The sequence below is a fragment of the Achromobacter marplatensis genome, assembly GCF_002209535.1.
GTDB lineage: Bacteria > Pseudomonadota > Gammaproteobacteria > Burkholderiales > Burkholderiaceae_B > Achromobacter > Achromobacter marplatensis.
Genome location: NZ_NJIG01000005.1, coordinates 395498 through 420493 on the forward strand (window position 1 = coordinate 395498; position 24996 = coordinate 420493).

General features: G+C 64.6%; 30 protein-coding genes. 9 read left to right on the top strand and 21 right to left on the bottom strand.

Translation table 11 applies throughout. The features are described from left to right. Nucleotides 1-26 precede the first annotated feature (26 nt). Nucleotides 27-653: an L-threonylcarbamoyladenylate synthase gene (locus CEY09_RS14755; RefSeq protein WP_006224030.1), complete on the bottom strand. Its 627-nt coding sequence runs from the start codon at nt 651-653 to the stop codon at nt 27-29. A gap of 86 nt (nt 654-739) precedes the next feature. Here CEY09_RS14755 and ypfJ point away from each other — a divergent pair, with 86 nt between their 5' ends. The 3 genes from ypfJ to CEY09_RS14770 all read left to right on the top strand — a co-directional run bounded on the left by ypfJ (nt 740) and on the right by CEY09_RS14770 (nt 3076). Beyond that, nucleotides 740-1594 carry a KPN_02809 family neutral zinc metallopeptidase gene (gene ypfJ / locus CEY09_RS14760; protein WP_088589181.1) on the top strand — a complete coding sequence of 285 codons (855 nt, stop codon included), beginning with the start codon at nt 740-742 and terminating at the stop codon, nt 1592-1594. Between the two features lie 184 nt (nt 1595-1778). Continuing rightward, nucleotides 1779-2315: a hypothetical protein gene (locus CEY09_RS14765; protein WP_006224032.1), complete on the top strand. Its 537-nt coding sequence runs from the start codon at nt 1779-1781 to the stop codon at nt 2313-2315. Next, nucleotides 2312-3076 carry a DUF1828 domain-containing protein gene (locus CEY09_RS14770; RefSeq protein WP_006224033.1) on the top strand — a complete coding sequence of 255 codons (765 nt, stop codon included), beginning with the start codon at nt 2312-2314 and terminating at the stop codon, nt 3074-3076. The genes CEY09_RS14765 and CEY09_RS14770 overlap by 4 nt, the downstream gene beginning before the upstream one ends. Here the strand turns inward: CEY09_RS14770 and CEY09_RS14775 are convergent. The 3 genes from CEY09_RS14775 to CEY09_RS14785 all read right to left on the bottom strand — a co-directional run bounded on the left by CEY09_RS14775 (nt 3073) and on the right by CEY09_RS14785 (nt 5102). Beyond that, nucleotides 3073-3345: a hypothetical protein gene (locus tag CEY09_RS14775; RefSeq protein WP_088589182.1), complete on the bottom strand. Its 273-nt coding sequence runs from the start codon at nt 3343-3345 to the stop codon at nt 3073-3075. The two genes, CEY09_RS14770 and CEY09_RS14775, sit on opposite strands and share 4 nt — an antisense overlap. Nucleotides 3346-3566: 221 nt before the next feature. Then, nucleotides 3567-4232 (bottom strand): glycosyltransferase family protein, encoded by a 666-nt coding sequence (locus tag CEY09_RS14780; protein WP_088589183.1) that lies wholly within the window; start codon nt 4230-4232, stop codon nt 3567-3569. A gap of 135 nt (nt 4233-4367) precedes the next feature. Continuing rightward, nucleotides 4368-5102, bottom strand: coding sequence for an ArsR/SmtB family transcription factor (locus CEY09_RS14785; RefSeq protein WP_088589184.1), 735 nt, complete (start codon nt 5100-5102; stop codon nt 4368-4370). Between the two features lie 86 nt (nt 5103-5188). On the opposite strand from CEY09_RS14785, the gene CEY09_RS14790 reads away from it, so the two are divergent. Next, nucleotides 5189-6460: an MFS transporter gene (locus tag CEY09_RS14790; protein ID WP_088589185.1), complete on the top strand. Its 1272-nt coding sequence runs from the start codon at nt 5189-5191 to the stop codon at nt 6458-6460. On the opposite strand, the gene CEY09_RS14795 is transcribed toward CEY09_RS14790, so the two are convergent. Both CEY09_RS14795 and CEY09_RS14800 read right to left on the bottom strand, forming a co-directional pair. Beyond that, nucleotides 6420-7052 carry an FMN-binding negative transcriptional regulator gene (locus CEY09_RS14795; protein WP_088589186.1) on the bottom strand — a complete coding sequence of 211 codons (633 nt, stop codon included), beginning with the start codon at nt 7050-7052 and terminating at the stop codon, nt 6420-6422. The two genes, CEY09_RS14790 and CEY09_RS14795, sit on opposite strands and share 41 nt — an antisense overlap. A 124-nt stretch (nt 7053-7176) precedes the next feature. Next, complete coding sequence (locus CEY09_RS14800; RefSeq protein ID WP_006224039.1) at nt 7177-7371, bottom strand: hypothetical protein; 195 nt, start codon at nt 7369-7371, stop codon at nt 7177-7179. 219 nt (nt 7372-7590) lie between these two features. On the opposite strand from CEY09_RS14800, the gene CEY09_RS14805 reads away from it, so the two are divergent. From CEY09_RS14805 to CEY09_RS14820, 5 genes are all read left to right on the top strand, one after another. Continuing rightward, nucleotides 7591-8277 carry a DUF3313 domain-containing protein gene (locus tag CEY09_RS14805; protein WP_035212891.1) on the top strand — a complete coding sequence of 229 codons (687 nt, stop codon included), beginning with the start codon at nt 7591-7593 and terminating at the stop codon, nt 8275-8277. 246 nt (nt 8278-8523) lie between these two features. After that, nucleotides 8524-8691: a hypothetical protein gene (locus CEY09_RS32300; protein ID WP_167390079.1), complete on the top strand. Its 168-nt coding sequence runs from the start codon at nt 8524-8526 to the stop codon at nt 8689-8691. Further along, nucleotides 8688-9305, top strand: a complete 618-nt coding sequence (locus tag CEY09_RS14810; RefSeq protein ID WP_088589187.1) for a YiiX family permuted papain-like enzyme — start codon at nt 8688-8690, stop codon at nt 9303-9305. The genes CEY09_RS32300 and CEY09_RS14810 overlap by 4 nt, the downstream gene beginning before the upstream one ends. Before the next feature lie 27 nt (nt 9306-9332). Beyond that, nucleotides 9333-10322 carry an Lnb N-terminal periplasmic domain-containing protein gene (locus CEY09_RS14815; RefSeq protein ID WP_088589188.1) on the top strand — a complete coding sequence of 330 codons (990 nt, stop codon included), beginning with the start codon at nt 9333-9335 and terminating at the stop codon, nt 10320-10322. A gap of 9 nt (nt 10323-10331) precedes the next feature. Next, the gene (locus CEY09_RS14820) at nt 10332-12014 is read left to right on the top strand and encodes a hypothetical protein (RefSeq protein ID WP_088589189.1); all 1683 of its coding nucleotides are present in this window, start codon (nt 10332-10334) and stop codon (nt 12012-12014) included. On the opposite strand, the gene CEY09_RS14825 is transcribed toward CEY09_RS14820, so the two are convergent. From CEY09_RS14825 to CEY09_RS14895, 15 genes are all read right to left on the bottom strand, one after another. Next, entirely contained in the window at nt 12011-12466 is a 456-nt protein-coding gene (locus tag CEY09_RS14825; protein WP_234818305.1) for a GGDEF domain-containing protein, read from the bottom strand. The genes CEY09_RS14820 and CEY09_RS14825 overlap by 4 nt on opposite strands. Before the next feature lie 59 nt (nt 12467-12525). Further along, a complete protein-coding gene (locus tag CEY09_RS14830) occupies nt 12526-12990 on the bottom strand; it encodes a carboxymuconolactone decarboxylase family protein (RefSeq protein WP_088589190.1) in 465 nt (154 codons plus the stop codon). Between the two features lie 223 nt (nt 12991-13213). Beyond that, the gene (locus CEY09_RS14835; protein WP_006224047.1) at nt 13214-13480 is read right to left on the bottom strand and encodes a hypothetical protein; all 267 of its coding nucleotides are present in this window, start codon (nt 13478-13480) and stop codon (nt 13214-13216) included. Then, nucleotides 13464-13958, bottom strand: a complete 495-nt coding sequence (locus CEY09_RS14840) for a hypothetical protein (RefSeq protein WP_088589191.1) — start codon at nt 13956-13958, stop codon at nt 13464-13466. The genes CEY09_RS14835 and CEY09_RS14840 overlap by 17 nt, the downstream gene beginning before the upstream one ends. After that, nucleotides 13948-14403 (bottom strand): hypothetical protein, encoded by a 456-nt coding sequence (locus CEY09_RS14845; RefSeq protein WP_088589192.1) that lies wholly within the window; start codon nt 14401-14403, stop codon nt 13948-13950. Before CEY09_RS14845 ends, CEY09_RS14840 begins: the two co-directional genes overlap by 11 nt. Nucleotides 14404-14512: 109 nt before the next feature. After that, complete coding sequence (locus CEY09_RS14850; protein WP_158218673.1) at nt 14513-15148, bottom strand: tail fiber assembly protein; 636 nt, start codon at nt 15146-15148, stop codon at nt 14513-14515. 11 nt (nt 15149-15159) lie between these two features. Further along, nucleotides 15160-17577, bottom strand: coding sequence for a phage tail protein (locus tag CEY09_RS32400; RefSeq protein WP_208625059.1), 2418 nt, complete (start codon nt 17575-17577; stop codon nt 15160-15162). After that, complete coding sequence (locus CEY09_RS14860; RefSeq protein ID WP_088589194.1) at nt 17577-18242, bottom strand: baseplate wedge 1 family protein; 666 nt, start codon at nt 18240-18242, stop codon at nt 17577-17579. Before CEY09_RS14860 ends, CEY09_RS32400 begins: the two co-directional genes overlap by 1 nt. Further along, on the bottom strand, nt 18242-19693 hold the full coding sequence (locus CEY09_RS14865) for a hypothetical protein (RefSeq protein ID WP_088589195.1): 1452 nt from the start codon (nt 19691-19693) through the stop codon (nt 18242-18244). The genes CEY09_RS14860 and CEY09_RS14865 overlap by 1 nt, the downstream gene beginning before the upstream one ends. Nucleotides 19694-19720: 27 nt before the next feature. After that, nucleotides 19721-20089 carry a contractile injection system sheath initiator gene (locus CEY09_RS14870; RefSeq protein WP_088589196.1) on the bottom strand — a complete coding sequence of 123 codons (369 nt, stop codon included), beginning with the start codon at nt 20087-20089 and terminating at the stop codon, nt 19721-19723. Next, nucleotides 20089-20784, bottom strand: a complete 696-nt coding sequence (locus tag CEY09_RS14875) for a Gp138 family membrane-puncturing spike protein (RefSeq protein ID WP_088589197.1) — start codon at nt 20782-20784, stop codon at nt 20089-20091. The genes CEY09_RS14870 and CEY09_RS14875 overlap by 1 nt, the downstream gene beginning before the upstream one ends. Further along, a complete protein-coding gene (locus CEY09_RS14880; RefSeq protein ID WP_088589198.1) occupies nt 20781-21734 on the bottom strand; it encodes a phage protein in 954 nt (317 codons plus the stop codon). The genes CEY09_RS14875 and CEY09_RS14880 overlap by 4 nt, the downstream gene beginning before the upstream one ends. Then, on the bottom strand, nt 21721-22053 hold the full coding sequence (locus tag CEY09_RS14885; RefSeq protein WP_088589199.1) for a phage baseplate plug family protein: 333 nt from the start codon (nt 22051-22053) through the stop codon (nt 21721-21723). Before CEY09_RS14885 ends, CEY09_RS14880 begins: the two co-directional genes overlap by 14 nt. Further along, the gene (locus CEY09_RS14890) at nt 22050-22658 is read right to left on the bottom strand and encodes a phage baseplate protein (RefSeq protein WP_088589200.1); all 609 of its coding nucleotides are present in this window, start codon (nt 22656-22658) and stop codon (nt 22050-22052) included. The genes CEY09_RS14885 and CEY09_RS14890 overlap by 4 nt, the downstream gene beginning before the upstream one ends. Nucleotides 22659-22666: 8 nt before the next feature. Beyond that, complete coding sequence (locus tag CEY09_RS14895) at nt 22667-24994, bottom strand: tape measure protein (RefSeq protein WP_088589201.1); 2328 nt, start codon at nt 24992-24994, stop codon at nt 22667-22669. Nucleotides 24995-24996 lie beyond the last annotated feature (2 nt).

Sequence of the window (24996 nt, forward strand, 5' to 3'; positions counted from 1 at the left end):
GCAAGGCACTACGGTGGGGGATTGATTCAGGCAAGGCCAAGCGTGGCCGGGTCGCCACGACCCACGCGCACGACCACCGGATCATCGCTGGTCAGGTCGATCACTGTGGTCGGCGATTGCGGGCAGGCGCCCGCGTCGATGATGGCGGCCAGATCGTGGTCGTAGCGTTCGCGGATGTCTTCGGCGTCATTCAACGCTTGCGTATCGTCTTTGGGGATCAGCGTGGTGGAAAGCAACGGCGCGCCCACTTGCTCGAGCAGGCCCAGCATAACCGCATGATCCGGCACGCGGATGCCGATGGTCTTGCGCGACGGGTGCGACACACGCCGCGGCACTTCCTTGGTGGCTTCCAGGATGAAGGTCCAGGGGCCGGGCGTCGCGGCCTTCAACAAGCGGTATTGCTTGTTGTCCACGCGGGCGAAGTGGCCGATTTCAGCCAGGTCGCGGCACAACAGTGTCAGATGGTGTCTTTCGTCCAGGCCGCGTAACCGGCGCAGGCCGTCCGCGGCGTCCTTGTCGTCCAGACGCGCGACGACGGCGTAGCTGGAATCGGTGGGTACGGCTACAAGGCCTCCATCGTTCAGCCATTGGGCTGCCTGCTTGAGCAGGCGAGGTTGAGGATTCGCAGGATGAATAGATAAATACAAGGCCATGGGATTATCCTAACACTCTTGAATGCCGCCCAACATGGCGCGGCGATGCAAAATGGCGGGAACGCCGACCCGCCCGGAGAAACAGTATGCGCCTCGATGACTCGCGTGAAAGCGACAATGTGGAAGACCGACGTGCCAGTGGTCCACGTATCGGCGGCCGTGGAACCATCGGCATCGGTACGATAGTACTTGCCTTGGTGGCCATGTACTTTGGCGTGGATCCCAACGTGGTCCTGCAAATGGCCGAAGGGCCGCCCCAGACGCAGCAGCAGTCGCCCGCCAGCCGGCCGCCGGTCGACGACCCGCAGGCGCGCTTTGTCGCCAAGGTGCTGGGCGAAACCGAAGACACCTGGAGCGCGATCTTCCAGAAGGATTTGAACCGCCAGTACGTCGCGCCCAAGCTCGTGCTGTTCCGCGGTGCCACGCCCACGGCCTGCGGCACGGGCCAATCCGCGATGGGCCCCTTCTACTGCCCCGGCGACAGCAAGGTCTATATCGACCTGGCCTTCTTCGACGAATTGCAGAACAAGTTCAAGGCGCCGGGCGACTTCGCCCAGGCCTATGTGATTGCGCATGAAGTGGGACACCACGTGCAGCATCTGCTGGGCATTTCGGACCAGGTCGACCAGCTGCGCCGCCGCAATCCGGCGCAAGCCAATGCGCTGTCGGTGCGGGTGGAACTGCAGGCCGACTGCTTTGCCGGCCTGTGGGCGCAACGCGCCAACGCCGCGCGCAACATCCTGGAAGGCGGCGACGTCGAAGAAGCGCTGGCCGCGGCCACAGCCATCGGCGACGACCGGCTGCAAAAGCAGGCCCAGGGCTATGCCGTGCCGGACTCCTTCACGCACGGTTCCTCTGCCCAGCGCGTGCGCTGGTTCAAGCGGGGACTGGAAAGCGGCAACATCAAGCAATGCGACACGTTCGCAGCCAGCTCGCTCTGATCCGCCACTGACCCGTTTTCACGCGCGGACCCTTTAGCTGTATGGATATACAGCTAAAGGGTCCGCACCGTCTTCATCTTGTAAGATTACGCCCCCTCGCCCTGTTGCGCGCATGAGTTCCCTGCGCCCTTGGCGAGCGGCGCAGCGCATCCGTAGCGCAATTCCAAGACCCTAGATCAGTTCCATGGCCAACAAGTTCGAACCGTTAATCACCGTTGATGAGGTGCAAGAGATCCTTGCCGAACCCAAGGAAACCGTAAAACCGATCTCCTGGATCCCGAAGCCCGCCGCCAACAACATCCAGTGGATGGAGTTCGCCAGCGCGTGCAAGGTCAAGGGCGAAGTGCGCGACGACGTGATTTTCCGCGTGATCTACCGCGGGGCGCGCACCGCGGTACACGGCCAGGCCACGATCTTCCTGACGGAAGCGTTCTGTGCCAGTCTTTTCGTCGGCCCGCATCGGGTGTTTGGCGTGGATACGGATGACTCCTTCCACACCAGCCTGGTGGGCGTGGGCCGACCGCAGTACCGCAAGCCGCTTGCGGACCGCAGCCATGAACATATCTGGGTGGACGAAGGCGAAGGCTATGCCGAACCCATCGTGCCCGCCCTGCACAATATCGGCGCGCTGATGCAGTACTTCCTGCCGCGGGCGAACCTGACGCTTGCCGGCGGATTTGCGCATCCCCTCAAAGGCCGCCAAATCGAACTGATCCTATGAGCAATTTTCTGGAAGCCTCCGGCTGGACCGTCCTGCCGGCCGGTGAACACGCCATCCGCGCGGTGTCCCCCATGACCCTGGGGCTGGACGGCCAGCACGCCGCCTTTTTCATCGCGCACCCTGACGACACGTCGTTCTACCTGACCGACGCCTGTGAGACCTCGATGCACGCGTCCAGCTACGGCATCGACGTGGGGGCCAAGCGCATCGACCTGCTGAACGAAACGCCTGGCGTGAGCCTGGCGCACTTCGACCGTGACGGCGCCATCGTCGCCTCGGGCCCCAATGAACAGCTGCAGGAAGCCTTGTGGGACGCGGTGAAACTGGCCATGGCCCTGTCGTTCCAATGCGCCAAGTGGATGCCCCGATTCAGCCAGTTGCGCTTTCGCGCCCAGGTCGGCCGCGCGCTGGCTGAAGGCGTGGGCCCCAACCGCATGGTCAAGGGCGCGCGCGCCAAAGGCAGCAGCGGACATACGGCTGATTTCGCGTTCGCCGTCCGCGCGGCGGGCAGCACGGCGCTGACCTACATCGAACCGATCGCGCTCAAGGCCGGCAAGAAGATGGATTGGACGCAGGTCTACCAGACCCACGGCAAGATGTCGGACGTGAAGATGGCGGATGCGCGCAATTCGCGCATGGTCATCCTGGAAGACGGCGCGTCGGCAGAGGAATTCAAGAAGGCCGTGACCATCCTGGAACAGTCCGCAACCGTGCAGACGCTGGCCAAGACGCGGGACTGGCGGGAAGTCTTTTCCGGCTAGGACGGCATGTTCGTCAGGCCGTCGACGATCTCGCGGCCATGCAATATGGCCGCGTGCACGGCCTCTCGCGGACTGAAGACGAAGCCGCCTTCGGCGAAACGGGGAACCGGGTATTCGTCGCCGCCTTCCAGCACGGCGCCTGCCTGAACCACCATTACCGATGCGACGAATACGGGGCCGCTGGGCAGCGCCGGAATCTCAGTGTCCGCGCCCCGGGACACCTTGGCCGTCAGCCGGTATCCCTTGTAGATCAAGTTGTTTTGATGCACTTCGGATGCCCTCTTTCTGCGATCGAGCATACCTCGCCTGTCCATGACAGTTCAGATATGTTTTGTAACCCAGGCAGAAAATAGAAACATTGTTGCAGCACAACAAGTGCGTCCCCGATTCTCGAATAGCAAGAAAGCCGACGGCTGACCGGCCGCAACGGCAAGCCTGATGCGGCCCGCAGCCCGGCGCGGCGAATACGCCGCACCGCCCAGCCGCTGATTTACGGGGATTTCCCTAAGTCCTGTTGCGAAAGCGCATCTTCGGACGGAGTCATGCCTGTTGCCTGCATGTATTCGGGCAAGGTCCAGCCCCGACCAAGCAGGAACATCCGGGTATGCAGGTCCTCCAGGACCTGGGGCCGCACGTCAGCCCCGAGATAACGCAATTGCTTGCGCCGCAGATCGACGTGACCCAGCTCGTAATACCGCGCCAGCCCCATCCAGAGCCGGTGCGCACCGGTGGATTGGCGGGCGCCGCTGAAGATGCACAGCCCCGCATCCAGCCCCCACCGGTACACCGCGGTAGCCAGGCCCATGCCTTGATAGGCGGCGGCATATTTGGAGTGCGGGGCGCGCACGTACGGATCTGCCCGCCTGCCCACTTCGATCAGCCGGTTGAACACCGTGTAGCCCGCCACCCGGTCCCGCCGCACATCCACCACATACACGTAGTACTCGCCGTCGGCTTCGCGATAGCGAAGCACGATGCCAGGGATGTCGGTCTTGACCTCCGGCAGTCCGTGCAAGCGATCCAAAGGGCGATGCATCCGATCGTGTATGGCATCGAGTTCTTTCTCCACGTCTTGCGGAGCATGATTGACGTCGATGCGAAGTTCCGTCACGAAACGCGAGAAGGAACGGAATGCGTGCAGTGCCAACGTAGGCAAGGCCACCTCCTGTACAGGGTTGATTAACGAGCGTTGATGAACGAAAAAAAAGCCGCATTCGCGGCTGGGAATGGATGTGTTCGAAGTGCCGTCTACAAGACGGAACCTTGATGGCGCAGCAGGGACGATTTGAGGCTATGCCGCGGCATGCGTGCCCTCCTGCCAGCCGCCGGCCGCCTGCGCGTCGGCCTTGCCGAAAAAGGCCGGAAACTGCTGCGTGCCCTTGCGCGTGACCGCCAGCGCGCGCGAATCCAGGTCCTTGGTGATCCAGCCGCGCTGCACCAGCGCGTCCAGCAAGGCCGCGCCCAGCGCGCCCCCCAGATGCGAACGGCGCTCGCTCCAGTCCAGGCAAGCGCACGCGAAACGCCGGCGGCGCTGCCGCGCCTGCGCGGCGTCCACGCCGATTTGCGCCAGCGACGCTTCGCCCAGCGGGGTCAACGCGTAGTCGCGGCCATCGGCCACCAACCATTGGCGCGCCAGCATGGCGTCATGGATACGAACGGCAAGCGTGCCGGCCATGTGGTCGTAGCAGGTCCGGGCCTCGCGCAGCGCGGAGGGCGTATTGGGTTTGAACGGCACACGTTCGGCGCCCGCCACGACAAGCAGGGCCTCCAGTGCATGCGCGACCTCGCTGTTGGCCAGCCGGAAGTAGCGGTGCTTGCCCTGCACCGCCATATCGACCAGCCCTTGCTCGCGCAGCCGCTGGAAATGGCTGCTGGCCGTAGAGGCGCCGATGTCGGCGGCCGCGGCCAGTTCAGTCGCCGTGCGGGCACGGCCATCCAGCAGCAGGCAGAGCATGCGCGCGCGGGCCGGGTCGGCGATGGCGCCCGCTACCCCGGAGAGATTGATGTCGGCGAACTCGGATTCCATGATTCGCTGCAGACCAAAGTGTTGTGTGCAAGACCTAAGCATACTGCGACTCATCCCGATAAGACACCGGACTCGTCCCAAATCCCATGCCTGCTGCCCACTCCTTCTTCGGCTGGAAAGTCCTTGCCGCCACATTCACGCTGGCCATCTTTGGCTGGGGCGTCGGCTTTTACGGCCCGCCCGTGTTCCTGCATGCCGTGGTGCAACGCACCGGCTGGAGCGTGGCGCTGGTGTCCGGCGCCGTCACCCTGCACTTTCTGGCGGGCACGGTGGTGGTCGCCAACCTGCCCCGCCTGTATCGCCGCGCCGGCGTCCCACAAACCACGTTCGGCGGGGCCGTGCTGCTGGCGCTGGGGGTCGCGGGCTGGGCCGTGGCCCAAGCGCCGTGGCAGTTGTACGCCGCGGCGGTGGTGAGCGGCATGGGTTGGGTGGCCTTGGGCGCGGCGGCGGTCAACGCGCTGATCGCACCGTGGTTCGTGCGGCGGCGGCCCGCCGCGCTGGGCATGGCCTATAACGGCGCCAGCGTGGGCGGCATCGTATTTTCGCCGCTGTGGGTGTTCCTGATCGCGCAGGCCGGCTTCGCGCAGGCCGCGCTGTGGGTGGGGGTAGTGATGGTGGGCGTGATCGCGGTGCTGTCCCGCAAGGTGTTCGCCGTCACGCCGCAGCAACTGGGGCAATTGGCCGACGGCGACGGTGCGGCAGCGCCGGCATCGGTGGCGGCGACCGCCCTGCCCCGCGTGGGAAACCTATGGCGCGATCGCGCCTTCCTGACGCTGTCCGGCGGCATGGCACTGGGGCTGTTCGCGCAGATCGGGTTGATCGCGCATCTGTTGTCGCTGCTGGCGCCGCTGCTGGGCGCCCAGATGGCGGGCGTGGCGATGGGCGTGGCCACCGCGGCCGCCATCGCGGGCCGCACGCTGGTGGGATGGCTGATGCCCCAGGGCGCAGACCGCCGCAAAGTGGCCTGCCTGGCCTACGCAATCCAGATCTGCGGATCGCTCACGCTGATGCTGGCCCCAGACCATGGCTGGGCGATATGGCTCGGCGTGGTGTTGTTCGGATCGGGCATCGGCAACGCCACATCGTTGCCGCCTCTGATCGCGCAAACGGAATTCGCGCGCGAGGACACGATGCGTGTGGTGCCCTTGATCGTCGCGCTGTCGCAAGGCGCCTACGCCTTCGCCCCGGCGCTGTTCGGCCTGCTGCGCGCCGTACTGGACGGGACAGGGCAGTCGATGGTGGGCTTCCTGGCGACGGCCGCCTTGTTGCAAGCGGCCGCCATCGTCTGCTTTGCCGCCGGGCTGGGCGTCGCCGCCTTCAGGCCAGCCCGCCCCGCCGCGCCACCAGTCCTGCCATGACGGCGTTGCCTCCCTCGCTGGCCAGGCCCTCGGCCACCCCTTGCCGGTCGGCCGCCGTGCGGTTCTGGCTGACCTTCCATTTGCCTTCGATGCGCGAGATCGGGATTTCGACGCCGATGATGGCGCGCATCTGCGCGGCAATGAAATCGGGCGGCGCCTGATCTACGCTCCAGGGCTGCGTGCGCGCCTTTTCCTGGCTGTCCGTCAGGGCTTCAAGCTGGGCGCGCAACCATGCCGGGTCATCCTGGATCACCGGGGTGCCCCAGACGTGCACCGCCACGAAATTCCACGTCGGCACCACTTTGTGGGTTTCCGCCTTCGTGGCGTACCAGGACGGCGTGATGTAGGCCTGCGCCCCGTGGAACGCCACCAGACATTCCTGGCCCGCCGCCAGTTGCGCCAGTTGCGGGTTGGCACGCGCCACGTGCAGCCGCAGCACGCCGTGCGGGCCTTCGGGATAGAGCAGACAGGGGATGTGGTTGGCCATCAGCCCGCCCTCCCCGCTGGTCATGATGACGCCCAGCGGATGGGCGCGGATGAAGTCGTGCTGGATGGCAAGATCGTCTTCACGGAAAGCGGACGGCAGATACATGATGGGGCGCTAGGAAGGCGTAGAAAAACACAACATACCGCCTTCGTGGCCCCATGCACAGGGCCATCGGAATTGTGTTTTATGGAGCCAGCCAAGCCGTTCCGGCAAACCCGCGAACGCCGATCTACCGTCGGACGCGCTCATAGGCCTGATTCATGCGGTCGCGCGCCTCGGTTTCCCGCGCGTACGCGAGGTCGTAGCTCTCCAGGCACCCCTGCGTGGGGTTCGGCCATTTGATCGCGGCGATCGCTGCGGTGAGCTCGTCGCGGGCGCGCTGCCATTCCTTGACTGCGGCATACCATTCCTTGGCGGTGTCCATAGTTTCCTCCCTATGTGCACGCCTTCCATCGTAGTCCTGGCGCCGCCTGCGCGAACGCGCCGTCGCCACGGAAAAAAGGATGAGCTCCATTTCCCGAGAGGGTTTACCCAAACGCCGCCGGCGCCGCCGCCGCAGATTCCTGCGCCACCGGGCGGGAACCGGCAGATAATCGACAAACGCGTCGGCACGGTTGCCGTCACTGCCTGGAAAGGAACGATCATGATCTCTCGATTGACCTTGGCCGCTGGCTGCGTCGCCATCGCCCTGGCGGGCTGTACCAACCTGCCGCGCGCGCAGGACTACTCCACCTCGCTGGGCGAGGATCAGACGCAGCTTCAGCCCGACCCGAGCTGGAGCGCCGGCCGCATCTGGACCCGCCCGGGCCCGCCGATCGGCAGCGTGTACGAGAAAAAGCTCATCCTCGAACCGATGACCTACATTGCCGGTGACCGCCCGGACGACCTGGAATTCAAGGACAACGCGGCGTTACGCGAGCGTGTGCTGGCCTACATGAACGAGGCCGTACGACGCGAATTTTCGGAAGCAGGCTATCAATTGCTGAATGCCCCCGCACCTCATGCGCTGCGCATCCGCGCGGCGATCACGGGCACGTTCAAGAACGACCGAGACCCCCGGGCGATGGAGTACATTCCGATCGGCTACGTGATCGGGCAGACCGCCAAGGCCGCCGGCTACCGCGATGAATCGGCGCGGCTGCTCATCGAGGCTTCGGTGCGCGACGCCAACACCAACGAGCTCCTGATCGCGTCGCTGGGCACCGTCACCGGCAGCAATCTTCCGCCGGACCGCAAGCCCACGGCAGACGACGTGCGCACGGCGATCGACGATTGGGCGCGCCAGGTGCGCCTGCAGTTCGACCGCAATTGGCAGGGCGCAACACCCTGAACGGCAAAGCGCGCCGCGCCGCCACGCCGGATCCGCGATAACATGCGCCGCCGCGTCACGCGGTTGCGAGGCTTGCGGGAACCGAAAGGGCAATCACCGCAAGCGGGGAACATTCCGGCCGCCCGTGCGGTCCAATCCCCGAAATTTTTACTTAAAAATCACGATGTGATGAATATTGACGTCAACCCTCACTTACTCACGGCCACGGCTAATGCTACTGTTCCGCCTGTGCAAGGAGTACATGCAATGGATCAGAAAACGAAGCCCTGGGCTTTTCCCAAACCCCATCCGGAAAATACCCCACGTGGTGAGCGCAACAAGCAGGAGTTCGACGCTCCGACCGAAACCCCGAAGCCTGCGCCTAAACCGCGTAGCAAAAAAGAACCGCCGGCCGCCAGCCGGGCGCGTTCATGACACTGTCTGCCTGGTCACGCGCCGCCGTCCTGGCAGCGCTGTCCTTGCTTTCCCTGGCCGCCGTGGCCGCCCCCGATGTGCAGACCGGCGACCTGGTATTCCAGCAATCCCGGTCAGCGCAAAGCCTGGCCATCCAGCAAGCCACCCACTCCCCCTACAGCCACATGGGCATGATCGTGACGCGTCAGGGCCGCCCCTACGTGCTGGAGGCGGCTTCCCGCGTCAGCTACACGCCGTTGGACCAATGGGCGGCGCAAGGGGAACGCGGCCACTACGTCGTCAAGCGCCTGCGTGACGCTTCGACGCTGACACCCGCCGTGCGCGAACAGCTGGCAACCGCGGGCGCCGCCTATGTGGGCAAGCCTTATGACCTGGTGTTCGCCTGGTCGGACGACCGGATCTATTGTTCGGAACTTGTCTGGAAGATCTACCAGCGCACGCTGGGCCTGGAAATCGGAGCGCTTGCGCCGCTGAAGGGCTTTGACTTGAGCTCGCCCGCCGTGCAGGCCAAGATGCAGGAACGCTACGGCCGCGACATCCCCTGGGATGAGCCGATCATCTCGCCCGCGGCCATGTACGATTCAGACTTGCTGACAACGGTCGCCGACCGCTGAGCCCTCTCTGGAGCGCGCCGGACCCCCATGGCTGCTTCCCTTCTGATTGGCATCGCCATCGCGCTGGTTGCAGCCTGGGGCGCACTCGCGCTGTGGATACGCGCGCCCTTGCCTCGCGCCGCACGCGCTGCGCTGACGATAGGCTGGCTGGCCTTGGCGCTTGCCGCCATCGCCGCACTGGTCTGGCTGGACTGGCAGCCTGCTGCCTACGGATTCGCCGCGGCGGTCGTGGCGTTGCTGGTGTGGTGGCACACCATCCGGCCGTCCAATGACCGCGACTGGATTCCGGAAGTGGCGCGGCAGACGCACGGCGAGGTCGACGGCAACCGCGTCACCCTGCACAACGTGCGCAACTTCGCGTGGCGATCCCGCACCGACTTCACGCCCCGCTGGGAAACGCGGCATTACGCGCTGGACGAACTGCAATCCGTGGATGTGGCGCTGTCTTACTGGAACCGCCCCGCCATCGCCCACGCCCTGGTGTCTTTCGGATTCGGCCACGAGCGCTACGTGGTGTTCTCGGTGGAGATCCGGCGCAAGCAAGGCGACAAGTTTTCAGAGATCGGCGGCTTCTTCAAACAGTACGAACTGAGCGTCATTGCCTCCACCGAGGAAGACAGCCTGCGCGTACGCACGAATGTGCGTGGCGAAGACGGGTATCTGTACCGCGTCAACATGCCGTTGGAGGCCGCGCGGTCGCTATTCATGGCGTATGTGGACAGCGCCAACCGGCTGCGGGACACGCCGCGTTTCTATCACACGCTGACCGCCAACTGCACCACCATCGTGTTCCAGATGGCCCGGCGCATCGTGCCGGGCCTGCCGCTGGATTACCGGCAACTGGTATCGGGCTACCTGCCGGAATATCTTTACGGCCTGGATGTGCTGCAGGGCGCGGACAACGTCGGGCAATACCGCCGGCTGGGCCGCTATACGGACCGGGCGCGTGCCAGTGGAATACCCACGGCGTTTTCGCGGACTATCCGGCAAGGCGTGCCAGGCATAGAATCTTCGTAAGTGCTTGCAATGACCACCATCATGGATCCCACGCTGCGTGGCAGCGGAAAAATCACCGGCGTGTTCTTCAACGCGAACAAGGACGTGGTGGCCGTCGCCTCGGAATTCCCCTTGTTGGCCAACCCGCGCGCCCGCGCCGCCTACGGGGGCCGGACGCTGCGCTACCGCGTTGCGCTTTACCGGTGCGACAGCCTTGTCCCTTTCGCCGCGTTCGACGACCTGGCGTTTCCCGTCAACGACGTCGGCTTTCATCCCAGCGGCACGTCTGTGGTGATCGGCGCCGGCAGCTATGACGGCGGTTACCTCTTCGAAGGCGATCTGGTGGTCTGGGACTGGCAAAGGCCACGCGGCAGGCGCCTGTTCAACAATGTCCCAGAAGTCAGGCGCTGCCGTTTTGACGCCGCCGGAGACAAGATCGAAGCCTGGGTGCGCCCTTGGGACGAAGAGTGGGGCGCGCCGGACGACAAGCCCGACGCAGCATTCGACACCTTGCTCGTCGTCCGCGCAGACGCGCCTGGCACGGCCGCCGCCCCGCGTTATCCCGTAGACCTGGAGCTTGATGCCGCAGCCATCGCCCCGCGCATTGAGCCGGCGGCCGATTCGCGCACGCCGCAGGCACGCCTCATGGAATGGTTCGGGCTGGACGCCTGGACCGAACGGGGCGCCATCAGGGACATCGCCTGGCTCGACGACGACCGCATCGCCGTCGTACACGATGCCTGTCAACTTGAGATCTACCGAAGCGACGGCGAACGCCTTGCCGCGTACGCCGGCCCCGGCCACGGCGCTGAACTCCTCCGGTGCCCGGGCCTGCTCGTGCACGTCGTGCAGACGTCCGACCATCCGGGTACTTTCGGCCGGCAGGATTCCCGGCTGTACGCCCTGACGAAAGATGGGCTGCATCTGACTCGCGCCTACGACGGCGAACTCACCTTTTCCAGCACGCCTCAAGGCGCGCTGCTGGGGCGCCAGAACCGCTTTCATCTTGCAGGCACGCGGGCGCAGGATGTCCTGCTGGAGGTGACTACCGGTGAGGAACGCCGGCTGGATCTGGGCCATTACGACTGCTTCAACCACTACATCGGCATACGCGACGCCCCCTGCTTATTCATGCTGCAGGGCACGCCGGCCAGCTCGCACGAACACAAGTATCTGTGCATCGTCCAGACTAATGGCAGCGTGCGCCGGCTTTGGCCCTTGCTGAAAGCGGACCGCACGCCGGCCAGCCATGCGATGGAACTCTGCGGCTGCTACGTCGACGACGCGCAAGGCGCCGGCGTGATCGTGTCCGGCAAACACTACGCGCCCCAAGCTGGCAACGAGTACACGGGATTCCTCTACCGCAAGCCGCTGGAACGCGACCGCGAGCTGTGGCGCCAGCCTACCCGCGCATCGGCCAGCGCCATCGTCCCTATGCCAGAGGCCGGCCTGATCGCGGCGGCCTTCCTGGATGGCAGCTTGCAGCTGATCGACGCGCAAACAGGCGCGTTGCGGCTGGACGCCAAGGTGCGCGTGGATGGACTGCCCACCCTGATCTTCGCGCTGGATGCCGCCGGCGACAGGCTGGCGGTGGGCACGGTGGATGGCCGCATCGCCATCGTGAATGCCAGCGCGCTATGCGCCAGCGCCACCGACGCTAGACCCGCGCCGCTGCGCACCGTGGATCTGGACGCGGACCTGCGCGCCTCTTAGCCCGCCCAGGCCACCACTTTGTCCCGCCCGGACGTCTTGGCCTGATACAAGGCCTGATCCGCGCACTTCAAAACCGTGTCCGGGTCATTCCCATCGTCCGGCCAGCGGGCGGCTCCGATCGAGACGGTGACATGGCCCACGCCGCCCAGCATCGCGTGCGCGCGGGTGGCCTCGCGGATCCTTTCGGCCACGGCGCTTGCCGCGTCAGCCGATGCGCCCGGCATCAGCACCAGGAACTCCTCGCCGCCCACGCGGCAACAGGCGTCCTCCGCCCGGACGCTGCCACGCATGATGTCCGCCAGCGCCATCAAGACCTGGTCGCCGGCCGCATGGCCAAAGGTATCGTTGACCTGCTTGAAATGGTCCAGGTCCAGCGCCAGAACCGCAAAGGGCTGACGGGACGCCATCAGCCGGGCGAGTTCGCTGGTGACGCCCGAAGGCGGATCAACCACCAGAACTCGCTTGGCCCGAAAAAAACAACAGCGAGGACTTCGATGCCGTGGGCGTGGAATTACACCCTGCCCGCAGCGGCGGTCGCAGCCGGCGTGGCGCGGAACGAGATGCCCAGGCGATTGAACGCGTTCATCAGCCCGATCGCGTAGGTCAGGTCGGCAAGCTCCTTGTCGCTGAACTCGGCCGCGGCCGCGGCATAGTCTTCGTCGGGAACACCGGTTTCCGACACGCGTGTGACGGTCTCCGCCCAAGCCAGCGCGGCGCGTTCACGGCCGCTGAACACGGCGCCCGCCTCGTGCCAGACGGGCACGAGCACCAGCTTGTCGACGGTCAGTCCCGATTTGACCAGGTCGCGGGAATGCATGTCGATGCAATAGGCGCAGCCATTGATCTGGGATACCCGCAAATAGACCAGGTCGATTAGCGTTTTAGGAAGCCCGCATTTCTGCAGGTAGACATAGACGCCGCCAAAGGCTTTGTAACCGTCGGGGGAGGCATTGGCGTAATCAAGGCGGGAGGTCATGGTGGGGTCCTGATAGATGAATTTGGAGCCTCAATAGTGCACCGTCTTGGCCTATACATATAGAGCCATAATCGACAATAACGACTAGACCATGAATCAACGCTCCGCGCACAGGGCACGCCAAGTGGCATTCCCATCCCGGATCTGCCGACGGATATCGGCGGGCGTGGCGTCGACCTGGCCCGCATCGGCGAAATAGACCGGTCTTGCATGGTCGCAGTATTCAACGCCGACCCGGGCCGGCGCCACGCACCCAGTCACGCTTAAGCTCATCAGCAATAGCGGCATCATCCATGCGCGCCGTCTGGCCTTGTACATCCCTTGCCTCCTTGCGGGCACGATCGGCCTGCCTGGTAATACTCGCATCGCGTTCTTGGCGCTCGTCTTCTCGCCCGGCACCTCGCCCGCGCAGATACGCCGCGACCAGCAGAATGACCGCCCCGCTCGCGGCAATTACTCCAGCCTTAAAGCGGTTAAGCCAGTCGCGCATGTTCACCCTCCACCCCTGCAGCGGCCCGGGCGTAGAGCGCCGGCCACGTCCGCGGATGCGGCTTCCCTGGACGCCAGGTCCGCAGATAGAGCTCCCACGCGGCTTGTGCATCGCCGAACGGCGGCAGACGCTGGGCATCGGTCCACAGCAACAGGCGCGCGAAAGCGCAAGCGAGTACATCGTCCGCCTCCAACGCCGCGTAGACGGCCGCCGTCACCGGCGCCACCCCGCGCAGAGCGCACATCCTGCTTGCCTCATCCCGGCTGGCGGAATGCGTCAGCACGCCGCGCACACCTCCGCCCTGTTCGAACTGCCAGAATCCGCGCGCCGGGCCCCCGATCTGACGCCGGTGCAGAAAGCGGCTTTCCTGCAGGCCGATGGCCAGCAGCATGACACGCGCCTCGGGTGTGTCCATCCGCGGCGGCAGCAACGCCAGTGCCGGGTTGATGGCATTCCGCGTGAGCACGTCAAGATCCATGGCCGTCTCCACCGCCCTGCCGCAAACCCAGCACTTTGGCGCGTACTTCCGCCAACCACGCCAGCACGCCCTTTTGCCGTATGCTTGCCATCCACCGCATATAGGCGCCCAACACCCACCAAGCGGGCAGTCCCGCCAGCAGCATGCTGGGGCCAAGCACGTAGAACTTTGCAAGCAAGGCGTCATCGCTGCCGGCGCCGTGATGCGCCAGCCAGGTCATGGCTTGCATCAGCCCAGGCTTCCAGGCAATGACGGCGCCGGCCAGCGCGGGCCCGAACAGGAACGAACACGCAACGGTGGACACGGTACGCACGGTGAATTCCCTGACCGTGCGCGGCGGCATGATAAGCAGGCCGAGCATGGCGGTAATCGCCGCGGGAATGCCGTACGCCATGGCGACCTTCAAGGCCGCGAGGCCTCCTAGGCTGGTTGAGCCAGGTTCCATTTTGAGGGTACTCCTGTGTAGCGTATGCAGGATGACCTCCTGTAGGGACGGAAAAAAGCCCGCGTTATGCGGGCGGGTGGTACGACACGTCGCGGACGAAATGGATCATTCAACCTGGCTGGGCTGGCCAACTGGCAGTCGGTTCCGCAGGATCGATGCGCGACAGTTCCACGCGATAGCGCCTCCATCGCTGCAGCAAGTCCAGTTCTTCTGGCGTGGCGATATTCAGGCTTTGGGCATCTTGCAGCAGGAGAATCTGCTGAGACGCGTAAGCCAGCTTTCCCGCCCGTTCATCCGCCCGCTGGCGCGTCATATCAGCGGCAAGCAACGACTCATCTGCAATCCAGGCCGAGCCACTCCAGACATTCCATTCATTGGGGCGCGCCTGGAGCGTCAACCATTCTGGAAACGGGCCAATGCCCTCATATCGTTGTCCGTTGATCTCCGCGCCAAGGTGGTACGGCTGACCATCAGTGACAGAGTAAAGCGTGCGCTGCCGAAGATCTTCCACGCTTGTCCAACCTCCGCCTTCGGCGGGGCGATAAAGCCGGCCCCGCTCCATCGAGCTCGGAGGGGCGCGGTCTATAGCTCCCCCCGGAATCAGATAGTGCCCGGGCTTATCGAGGGGAGAAAGATCAGCCATGACCGGACCCACAAAATAGCCTTGCGCATCCAATTGAGACACTCGCTTTTGCAACCCGAATTTCTCCATCATTGCCTCTTCGTTCATTTCACTCGCCTTCATAGCGTCTCCGTTCAGTATTTGATGCATGCCAAAAGGGCAATATTCCGCGGTCGCGATTCATTACCTCCGTCGTACTGGATGGTAATGTTCGTCTTGCTGCTGAAGGTATTTGGAATAATAGGGTCGTCTATCGAGAAGTGACTGGCATTGCCGAGCCCGCGGTCAATGTCCACAGTGTTCAACGGCACCTGATAATTCAGTTGATGCATATGCCCAGGGTCTACGACGCCGTGAACGTGCGCCAAATTCTGGCTGCCCTGAAACGTTCCCAACAAACGGCTCGCATCTCCACCACGGCCGTCATCCCATCCTCGAAGAAATTCTGCGCGCAAGTCGGGAAGCGTAAAAGTGGTAGTCCCGTTACCCGCACCCCAAGTTGTGCCAATGGAGGTAAAGAGGTCAGCGTAGGTTGTGCGTGAAACAGTCGCTCCATTCGCCTTCAGCCAGCCAGTGGGGGCTGTCGCACGCCCAAAATAGGCAATCATGCCGGCCCACGCGTTGATGGGGTTACTGTCGACGGTCACGACTTCTTTCCACGCTGACCATGTGCCGTTGTAGCAACCACGGCTATAGATTGCACCCGTGTTGTAGACGGTGTACTTCTGTGTCGAAATCTGGGTTCCGCCAGATTCCACCAGAAGCGTTCCCGCCAGGGAAACAGGATAGTTGCGCGCCGATGTGGCGTTGGCATTCGCGAACTGACCGTAGAAGCCCGAAGCCACCACAGCGTTCAAATCCAGAGTACCCAGCGGGTTATCAGCACCAAGACCAAATGCATTACCCACCGTCAGAATCCGACCAGGTGTGGCGTCGTTCGGCGCAGCCTGCGTATCCAGTTCATGGGAATGACTCGTCCCCGTCACGGCATTGGCCGTTGCCGCGGTCAGCCGAGAAGGCGTGCCGAGCGACAGCGTACGATTCGCAGCCAATGTGCCGCCTCCGCTCAGTCCGTTCCCGGCAACAAGGGACACTGCCGCGTTGGCCTTCAAATTCATCGCGTCCTGCAACCCATTGACGCGTGCGATGTCCGCGCGCCCAAACGCCAAATTCCCGGCTGCCAACGTTTGCGACACGGTTTCAAATGCCGTAACCGGCTCAACCTTCCAGCCGACACCCCATGCCGCGACCGTCGCGCCGGCCGTGTTGTACTTGGCCAGGACTTCGGACACGGTCACGCTAGGGTACGACCAGGACTTGGTCGTATCGCCCAGCCAGATGCACAGGTTTCCCGCCGCGTCCGATCCGAACCGGACCGGAAGGTCGGAAACCACGTTCCCCGCCAGCACCGTCGCGCCGCATCGCCCCCACGCCTTCGTCGTCTGGACGTAACCGTGAATCAGCACGGATACCGGTGGCACACCGTCCAGATACTCGAATATGTCGACGCGAAGGCGCAGCATCGTGTTCGCCCCGACTGCGGCCGCGGGCAACGTGATCTTCATCGCGCCAGCAACCGTTCCAGTGTGAGTGGAATATCCGCCGCCGTCAGGCAACAACACATGCGCCGTGCGCGCCGACGACGCGTTCACGCCATACTGCGCGCCGATCGTCGCCCCCGTGCCCAGCAGCACCGGACCGCTGACGTCGCCGCCCGCCTTCGGCAAGGCCTGAATATCCTCCAGCACCTGCACCGGCGTGCGTGACAACAACGCCCCGGTGCCAGCGCCGGTCAAATAGGCCCCGGCCGCCACCGTCGCCACGCCCGTGCCGCCGCGCGCCACGGGCAAGGTTCCGGCATTCGCCTTCGACACATCCAGCGCCGTCACGTTAAGCGCCACATTGCCAGATCCGTCGAAGGCCACCCCGCCCGCCGTTGCGCCGCCCGTGACCGAGAAGGTGCGTGCAGTGGCTAGTTTGGTCGCGGTCGACGCGTTGCCAATGGCGGCTTCTCCAGCCGCCGACACGCGTCCTTTCGCATCCACCGTGAAGGTCGGGACCGCGTTGGCGTTGCCGTAGCTGCCCGCCGTGACGCCACTCGGGCTTAGCGTCAGGCCCAACGACAAGTTGGCGGAGCCGTCGAACGATCCGGAGCCCGTCGCGTCGCCCGAGGTGGCGATGGTTCGAGCGGTCGCCAATTTCTGCGCCGCGCCCGCCGTCAGCGTCGAGGCCGTCCCCGACAAGCGCGCCACCGGCACCGTGCCGGTTTTCAGGTTTGTCGCGTTCAGGTTCTGTTGCGCGTAGCTCAGCGCATCAATACCCGTCGCCGCCAGCGGCCGGCCCGTCACCGCGGCAAGGCCATCGAGCTGCTTGTACAGCCACGCCAGGCGTTCATCGGTCGTTTGCTGGACCTTGTTGAACTGTTCGACGGAAGGCGGAACGGATCCGATGAACGACCAACCCGTCTTGTATTGCAGGTCGGTAATGCCTTCGGTCAGGCCGTTTTGCGCCCAAGTCGATTTGAAGAGGTCGAAGAAAGTAGGGTCTGCCATCAGTAGATACCTCGCGCCAGCACGCCGACGCCAAAGCCAAAGAAACCTTGCTCGCGGAAGCCGAAAGGCTTCTCGGTCGAGCCGGTGATGAGTTGCACGCCGACGCCGGCGGCTTGGGGGACCCACTTGTAGGGGTTTGCCATCAGTGGGTCGTTGGGACCGGGAATCCGGCTGACCCAGATCCGTATCTTTGCGTTGCCCGCGTTCTGCACGACCACGCGGCTCACATCGAAGATCGGCTTCAGCGAACTTGCGATCTCCGGGGCCGTGCCATGCCCATTGTTCAGGGCGATCTTCCAGTACAGCAACTTGCGGTACTCGGCATCGAGTAGTGTGGTGGACCCGGCGACGGCTCGCTCGTTGGCCCGGCGAAAGCGCGCGTCGCCAAAACCACCGACATTCGGTTGCCCCTGGAATCCGAAGAAGCGGATATAGATCGCCTCGTCGAGGACGCGAGGCAGGCCCACGATCTCGCCGATGCCGTCGAGTTGTCTGCCGACGGCCGTGTCCAGCCAGCGGTCTTCGTAAAGCGCGCGCAACGCGCCTTGCAGCCCTTCGGCCGGCTTCAGCAGGGCTTTGACCAACGCCTCCAACCGCCGCTTCGTCTGGAACTGGCCGAGCCAGTGGCCCCATGCGACCTGCCCATGGTCTTGAGTCAGATCCATCAGGTCACCTCGATGCGCGACAGGTCGAAGGCCGCGACCTGGAAGTCCTGAATCGCGACGTTCGCGGCGCGATAGTCGGCAGGACTTGGCGTGAACGCCGGGTTCGCGGAAAACGCCAGTTTCAGATCGACTGACGCCAGGCCAGGCGTACGATAGATCGCGCCGTAGAGCCGTTGCAGAATGACGTCCTCGCCAATGCTGGAGGCCTCGCCCACGGCCACCAGATCCTCGGCGATCCGTTGGAAACCGTCCGGCGGAAACGCTTGCTCCGACGGCGGCAGCAACGTCGTGGCGCAGCCCACCCACAAGTACACGCGTTCTGGCCGGTCAAAGCGGATGACCTGATCCGCGCCGTCTTCATCCTTGACCACCACCCGCTGCCGGCCATGCGTATCGATGCCCGCCGCCACCACGCGGAAGATGGCGTTCGCCACCTCGTCGTCCAGGCCGCCATCGGCGACCACATGCACGCTATGCGGCGGCCGGCCCAGCTCATCCGGCGTATCGGCGCTGTTCATGAACACCTTCACGGTGCGCACGCCGGCCACGCGGTCCCGGACGTTGGGCCCAATGCTGGGCAATGTCGCCGCTCCCAGGCGGAACAGGCCGGTGGGATACCGCGCGCGCAGCTCGGCCGCGCTTTCCGCCAACCGCCCCGCCACGCCGGCCTGAAGGTTGCTCACCGCCGCCCAGCCGTCGATCTGCGTGACGATGGCATCCAGATCCCCCTGCGCAGCGCCTTCCGTCGACGCGCCTGCCGTCACCACCAGGCCAGGCGATCCCAGACGGACCAACGCCAGGTTGGCGGACCACGTGAAGGCCGCTGCCGTTCGGCCGTCCGTGTGAATGCGCACTGCGGCGCCATCGCTCGATACGGCCAAGCCACTGCGTGTCAGGGCGGTCACCAGCCCGGCCAGGATCTGCGGCAGATTCGTCGTCGCGCCAGTCGCGTAGGAATAGGAAATGCCATCGATCGACACGCTGTACGTCACCAGCGGAACGACGGAAGGTTGAAGGACCACATCCGCCGCGGCGCCGGCCAGGATCTGCGTGGTGCTTTCCAGGGCCCAGAGATTCTGGCTGACACGGTGCCGCACCAGGGCGCCCGCCGGGACCGTGGCGCCGGGGGTGCCGTAAAGCACCACATACGCCTGCGACGGCTCGTCGCGGTAGCGCGACACCCCGGTGAACGACACCGATCGGTCCAGGGACACCCCAGTCGCCGACCCGGGGTACATCGCGTAGTAGACGCCTTCCGCCTGCTCCCACAACGTCGCTTCGCGCTCCGCAAACGTATCGATCAGCAGACCGGTAATGCTGTCCGGGCGGGTTTCCACCGCGCCATTGAAGCCGGCGGATTGCATGCGGGCGCGCAGGTCCGCCACGATCTCCTGGCGGATTTCGGGCAGGCGCGGGCGTACGAACCCGTCCGGTGTGACACCGTAGGCCATAGGTACCTCAAGAAAAAAAAGTAGGGGTTAAGACTGGCGCAGTTCGACGACGCGTTCGAGCCGTCCCGCCGCCGTGTCCACGTCATACGCGACGCGCAATACGCGCAGTTGGCGTTCGATCTGCAGATCAAGGCCCCGCACACGCGCGACGCCCGGCACAGCACGGATCCGGGCGCGGAAGACGGCTTCGATGCCGGCCCGGTCCGGCGCCTTCACTAGCACGTCCTCGAAGTACGGAACGCCAAATGTGGTGTCCAGGAACCACTCGCCCAGGAACGCCAGCAAGGTAGTTTTGATCTGCTGCGCGATGCGGTCTGCGCCCTCCACGAAGGCGGTGCGGCCGAGCAGGTCCAGATCCAGATCGTGGTCGGCGGATAGAGCAAGGTCCAGAGTCATCAGACAGGGTTCTCCGTTATGCCGCCGGCATAAGCGTGGCGATGCGTGTCGCCGATGTTCTTGCCGTTATGGGTGATGGCGCCGCCTTCGTAGGCCACGCCGCCCCGGATCCGCATGGACGCGCCGCCTTCGCCTCCCTCGCCCGCCATGCCTTGCGTGTACAGAAGGGGCCCATTGATCGTGACGGGCGTGTTGAACGTGGCTTGATCGGCCTGCACGGTCCAGGTCTTGACCTGAAACGTCAGATCGCCGGCCGGCGAGAGCTTCAACGTCCCCGGGCCGTATTGAATGCTGACGTTTTGCGTATCAGCGGCCATCGTTCCGGGGCGCAACAAGGGCGTAGCGAAGGCATCGGACAGATCGAATTGCCTGGGGTCGTCCGGCGGGCCGTTGTCGCCCGCCAGCCAGTTTTCCAGCGCGCGGGCGGAAAACGACAGCTTGATCGCGTCGCCCGCCCTCAACGGCACCGAAATCAGCGCTTGCGCGCCCTTCACGTCGCCCACCGGCCAGCACACCGGCACACGCACCACCTGCGGCGGGGGCAAGACATCGCCATTGGCCAGGCGCTTGGCAAGCGTGGGCCTCGCCGTCACGAATATTCCGTCATAGGCGACGACTTCCCCGGGAAGCGTCGTGTAGACGTCGGCCAGTTCCGTCGCAATGATGCGGCGGATCAGGGTGACTGCATTGCTCATTTCTGTTCCTTCTTCTTGGGCGGTGCATTGCGATCGACCAGGCTCAACTCTGTTTGCCAATCTCCGCCCTCGCTGTCGCCCTTATGGTGCACGGTCTCAACACGCTGAAACGCCTCGACCGTCCGGCTTTCCAGCTTGACCAGGTCGCCGGGGCTGATCGTCGGCAGCAACAGCGACGTCACCTTCCAGCCAGCACGCTGCTGGCTGCCAATGGCCGGTTGGGCGCTGGAAACCGCACCCTGCCCCGGTGGAGACCCGGCCCCGTTCCCGTTGGTCGGACGCTTGGATCGCGCCTTCTCATTGGCCGCTTCACGTGTGCGCTCAGGACGTCCCAGCAATCCGGTGTCCAGCGCCAGCACGACAGCTTGCCGCCGCGTGGTGCCCAGCCGTTGGACGACTTGCAGCTGCTGGTTCTGGATGGACCATTCCAGGCCCGTGCCCTGCGTGACCTTGTGCAGCGCCGTGCGCGCGGCGCCGTAGAAGGAAAAGCCCTGCTCCCATCGCCGGTCGGGCACGTCATCCGCTATCACGAGCGGCAGGCCCATCTGGCGCGCGATGTCGCGGATGATGGCGCTGGCCTGGGCCCCGGGGCCCAGGCCGATCGACACCGCCGTGTCGCGAACCTCGGTATAGCCGTCCTTGACCGTCAACTCGGTCAAAACGTCTGGCTGCTCGAATCGGGTATAGGCGAACACGACACTACCCGATGCCATCAGCAAAGCGCCGCCCTCTTCCGCATAGCCCGCGTACAGCACGCAGCGCAGGCCGGGCTCCTCCAAAGCCCGGCGCGTGTCCGCCGCCAGGTTGTAGAGGGTGATCTTGGCGTCGTTGGGCTCTTCCTCGGCATTTTTCGCGATGTCGAACGTGATGCGGATGGGAGGCACGATCTCCAGTCCCTGGCCACCGCCCTTGCCGACAAGCAGTCGGTAGACCCGATCAAACCTGGCCATCGGCCACCTCCTGGGCATCCACGTAAATCAAGGCGACTTCGCCTGACGGCAGCGCATCGCGACTGATGGTGTCGCGCCGGTCCGGCGCCAGCGCAACCATCTCCCCGGCGGGCACCGTCAGATGCCGGTAACCCGCCAGCAACGGTGAGCCTGGCACCACGGCGATGCCGGCCACGATCAGCTCGTTGTAGGCGTTTTCGATCGACAGCGCCCACAGTTCCGCCTCGCTGTTCCACGACAGGCGCAGGAAGTAGGTGACGCCGTCCAGCTCGACTTCGGTGAGGCTGTCGTTGACGTCAGGAATGGGGATTTGGATCATGCTGAAAGTATCGGTTTGTTGTTGATGCCATTGCGCTGCGTCGGGCTGACGGGCGTTCCGTTGGCCTTTCCGGCATTCGTCTTGGTCGTGCCGGCCTTGCCGGTGGCGCTGCCGGATGTCTTTTCCGGCGGAATGTCAGCCTGGCGCAACGTCACCTTGCGGATCCGCTTGAAACCCGCGGAAATCTCGAACCGGTCGCCCCCTCCGTTGCTGCGCCCGATGGAGCAGCTCTCCATCACGAAATCAACATAGACATCCAGGCCGGTCGCGATGGTGACGGGCAGGCGATCGGCATGAATCTTGCGCAACGCGTCCTTCGCGCTGATCAGCTTCGATCGGCCAGCGCCTGCTGACGCGCCGCCCAAACCACGACCACGCGGGTTCAAGCCACCCAGCAACGTGATGTCGGCGGCTGTCACCCATCCATCCAGTGTCAGTTGTTCCGACTCCTGGACCACATGGTCCGTCACAGGGGAGCCGTCTTCCACCGCATACGAGGTCGCCCGGCTGTTGAGCGTGGTCTTCTCGCTCAACAGCGCATCCAGCGCCACCGTGCCAATGCTGCTGCCGCCGTTCCAGCCAAAGATCATGGAAACAAAGTTCATCACTGCTCCTAGCCACGGGCCTCGACGGTCGGCGTCAAATCAAAAGTCTGGGCCCAGGTGTTCATGCTGCGCTGGGTGCCGATATCCACGCCCCGCGTCACCGCCTCACGCACGACCAGGGGGTCTGCATGCGCCACGTTGACGACGATATCGTTGCTGTTCTGATACATGAGCGCCCCGCGACCGGCACTCGGGCCCGGCCCGACCACACTGGCAGGGGGAATGGACGGGATCTGCACGCCGCTTGCCACCCCCAACCATGCCGGCGGCATATCAGGCTGGGCGCCCCGCCCATCCATCACGGACGCCTGGTCGTCAGACTTCATCCAATCAGGCAGCAGGTCCTTGAACCACGTTTTCGCGGCCTTGAGCTTGTCCAGCACCCATGTCTCGATCGCACCACCGATCTCCTTGATCGTGGCGATCATTCGCTCCCCCATGCCCGAGAAGAACGTCCATAGGCCGTTGAACGCGCCAAGCCAATGCGAGATCGCGCCGTCCCAATCTCCGGTGAAGGCCGCGATCACGCCTTTGACGAGGTCCACCCAGAAATTCCAGATCGCCGCGATATATGCCATCACCGGCCCCAGGAAGGAGTCGTTCGCCATCGCCATCAGCTCGCCCCAGGATGCCGCGATGTACGCCTTGATCACATCCCAGTTATCCCAGATCTGCCAGAGGGCCAGCGCGAGCAGGCTGACCGCCGAGATGATCCGGCCAATGGGGGTCATGGCGAACGCGTTCCACAAGTACGGAATCACCGTCCGCGCCAGGAACATCAGTCCGTTCCACAGCATGGGAATCACTGTCTGCGCCACGTACATCAACCCGTTCCATAGCATCGGCACGACGGTCGTCGCCAGATACATGAACGCGTTCCACAGCATCGGCACCGCCGTCTTGGCAAGGAACAGGATCACACTGCAGACAGGAGACAGGATCCGCCACAGCCCGAAGGCCAGCACGGCGATTGCCGCGAACTGCTGGATCCATGGCCCCAACGCCTGCGCGGCGCCGCCCAGCAAATCCTTCACATAGGCAACCGCGGCCAGTACAGCGTCGAGTTCGACCTGCCATTGCTCCACGCCGCCGATCCAGCCTCCCAACACGGAGTCGGCGCCTCCGAGCCAGTTGGCGATATCCTCCCCAATCAGATAAATCGTGGCCAACACCCCGGCCATGCGCAGGATCGGCGCCACCGATCGCGCCCACACCGACAGCATCTGCATCGCACCCGCTGGCCCGCGGCGCATTGACATCGCCGCATCCAACCCTAGCGCGACGCGTGTCGCAGCAAGCAGCGACTGCGCGAGTCCGCCCGACAGAACCGTGGCGCGACGGAGCCAGGCCCCCAACGACACCAGTCCCAGGCTCGCCCCCGCCAACGCAAGCAGTTTGACCACGGTGGAAATGTTGTCCGCCAGGTACTGGATAGACACTGTCACCGCCTGCAGTGCGGAGCGGCCGCCGGGCAGTGTCTCGCCAAAGTAGCGCTGCAGGGCATCGTTGAAGACCGTCATCGCTCCCGTGATGGATGCCGGCGCGGCCTCGATCTCCGCGCGCATCCGTGGCAACTGCGATTGCAGCGCGGGCAATGCGCGGTCGGCGGTGACCTGACCGCCCTGGACTTGCTCGCGGAGTTGGCTGCGGTTGACGTCCAGCCCGGCGGCCAGCGCGTCCTGCATGCGCCGGGGCAACGTGTTGTATTCGTCCAGGCCAAGCTTGTCCTGCTCGATCATCTTCAACAGCGCCGCGACGGCGCCGCCGCGATCCTGGGCCGGGGTACCCGACAAGGCCATGCTCAACGCCAAGGACTCGGTGAGGCCGGCCGCATCCTGGCCGGCGCGGCCCTGGTCTTCCAAGACCTGCCGCGTACGCGTGTAAGTCCCGACGTTCTCCGCATATGGCGTTCGGGTTGTGCGCGAGACGCGCGCGACCTCGCGGTCGGCCTCGGCATACTGCGCCTCGCCCCCTGCCGCTTGCCTCAGCCGCCACTGCGTCTGCACCCAGGCGTCGATATCGCTCAAGATCCGTTTGAGCGGGGCGTCGCCCAGCGTCAGCTGGACGACACCCCGCAGGCCGCCCGACGCCGTGGCGTGCTGCTGCGCAACAGATTGGCCTTGCCGTGGCGACTGGAGCATGGCATACCCGGCCTGCTGCGTGTTCTGCATGCTGGCAAACGCGCTCGAGAATGCGCGGCGTATCGCCACGCTTGCCTGGGCGCTTGCGTTCACCATGGCGGCCAGCATCTGCTCGAAAGCCTGCTGATACGCCTTCAACCCCGAATCGTCCACCTGGTAGCGCAGCAGCGTCACCAGCTCTCGTACAACGGTCATCG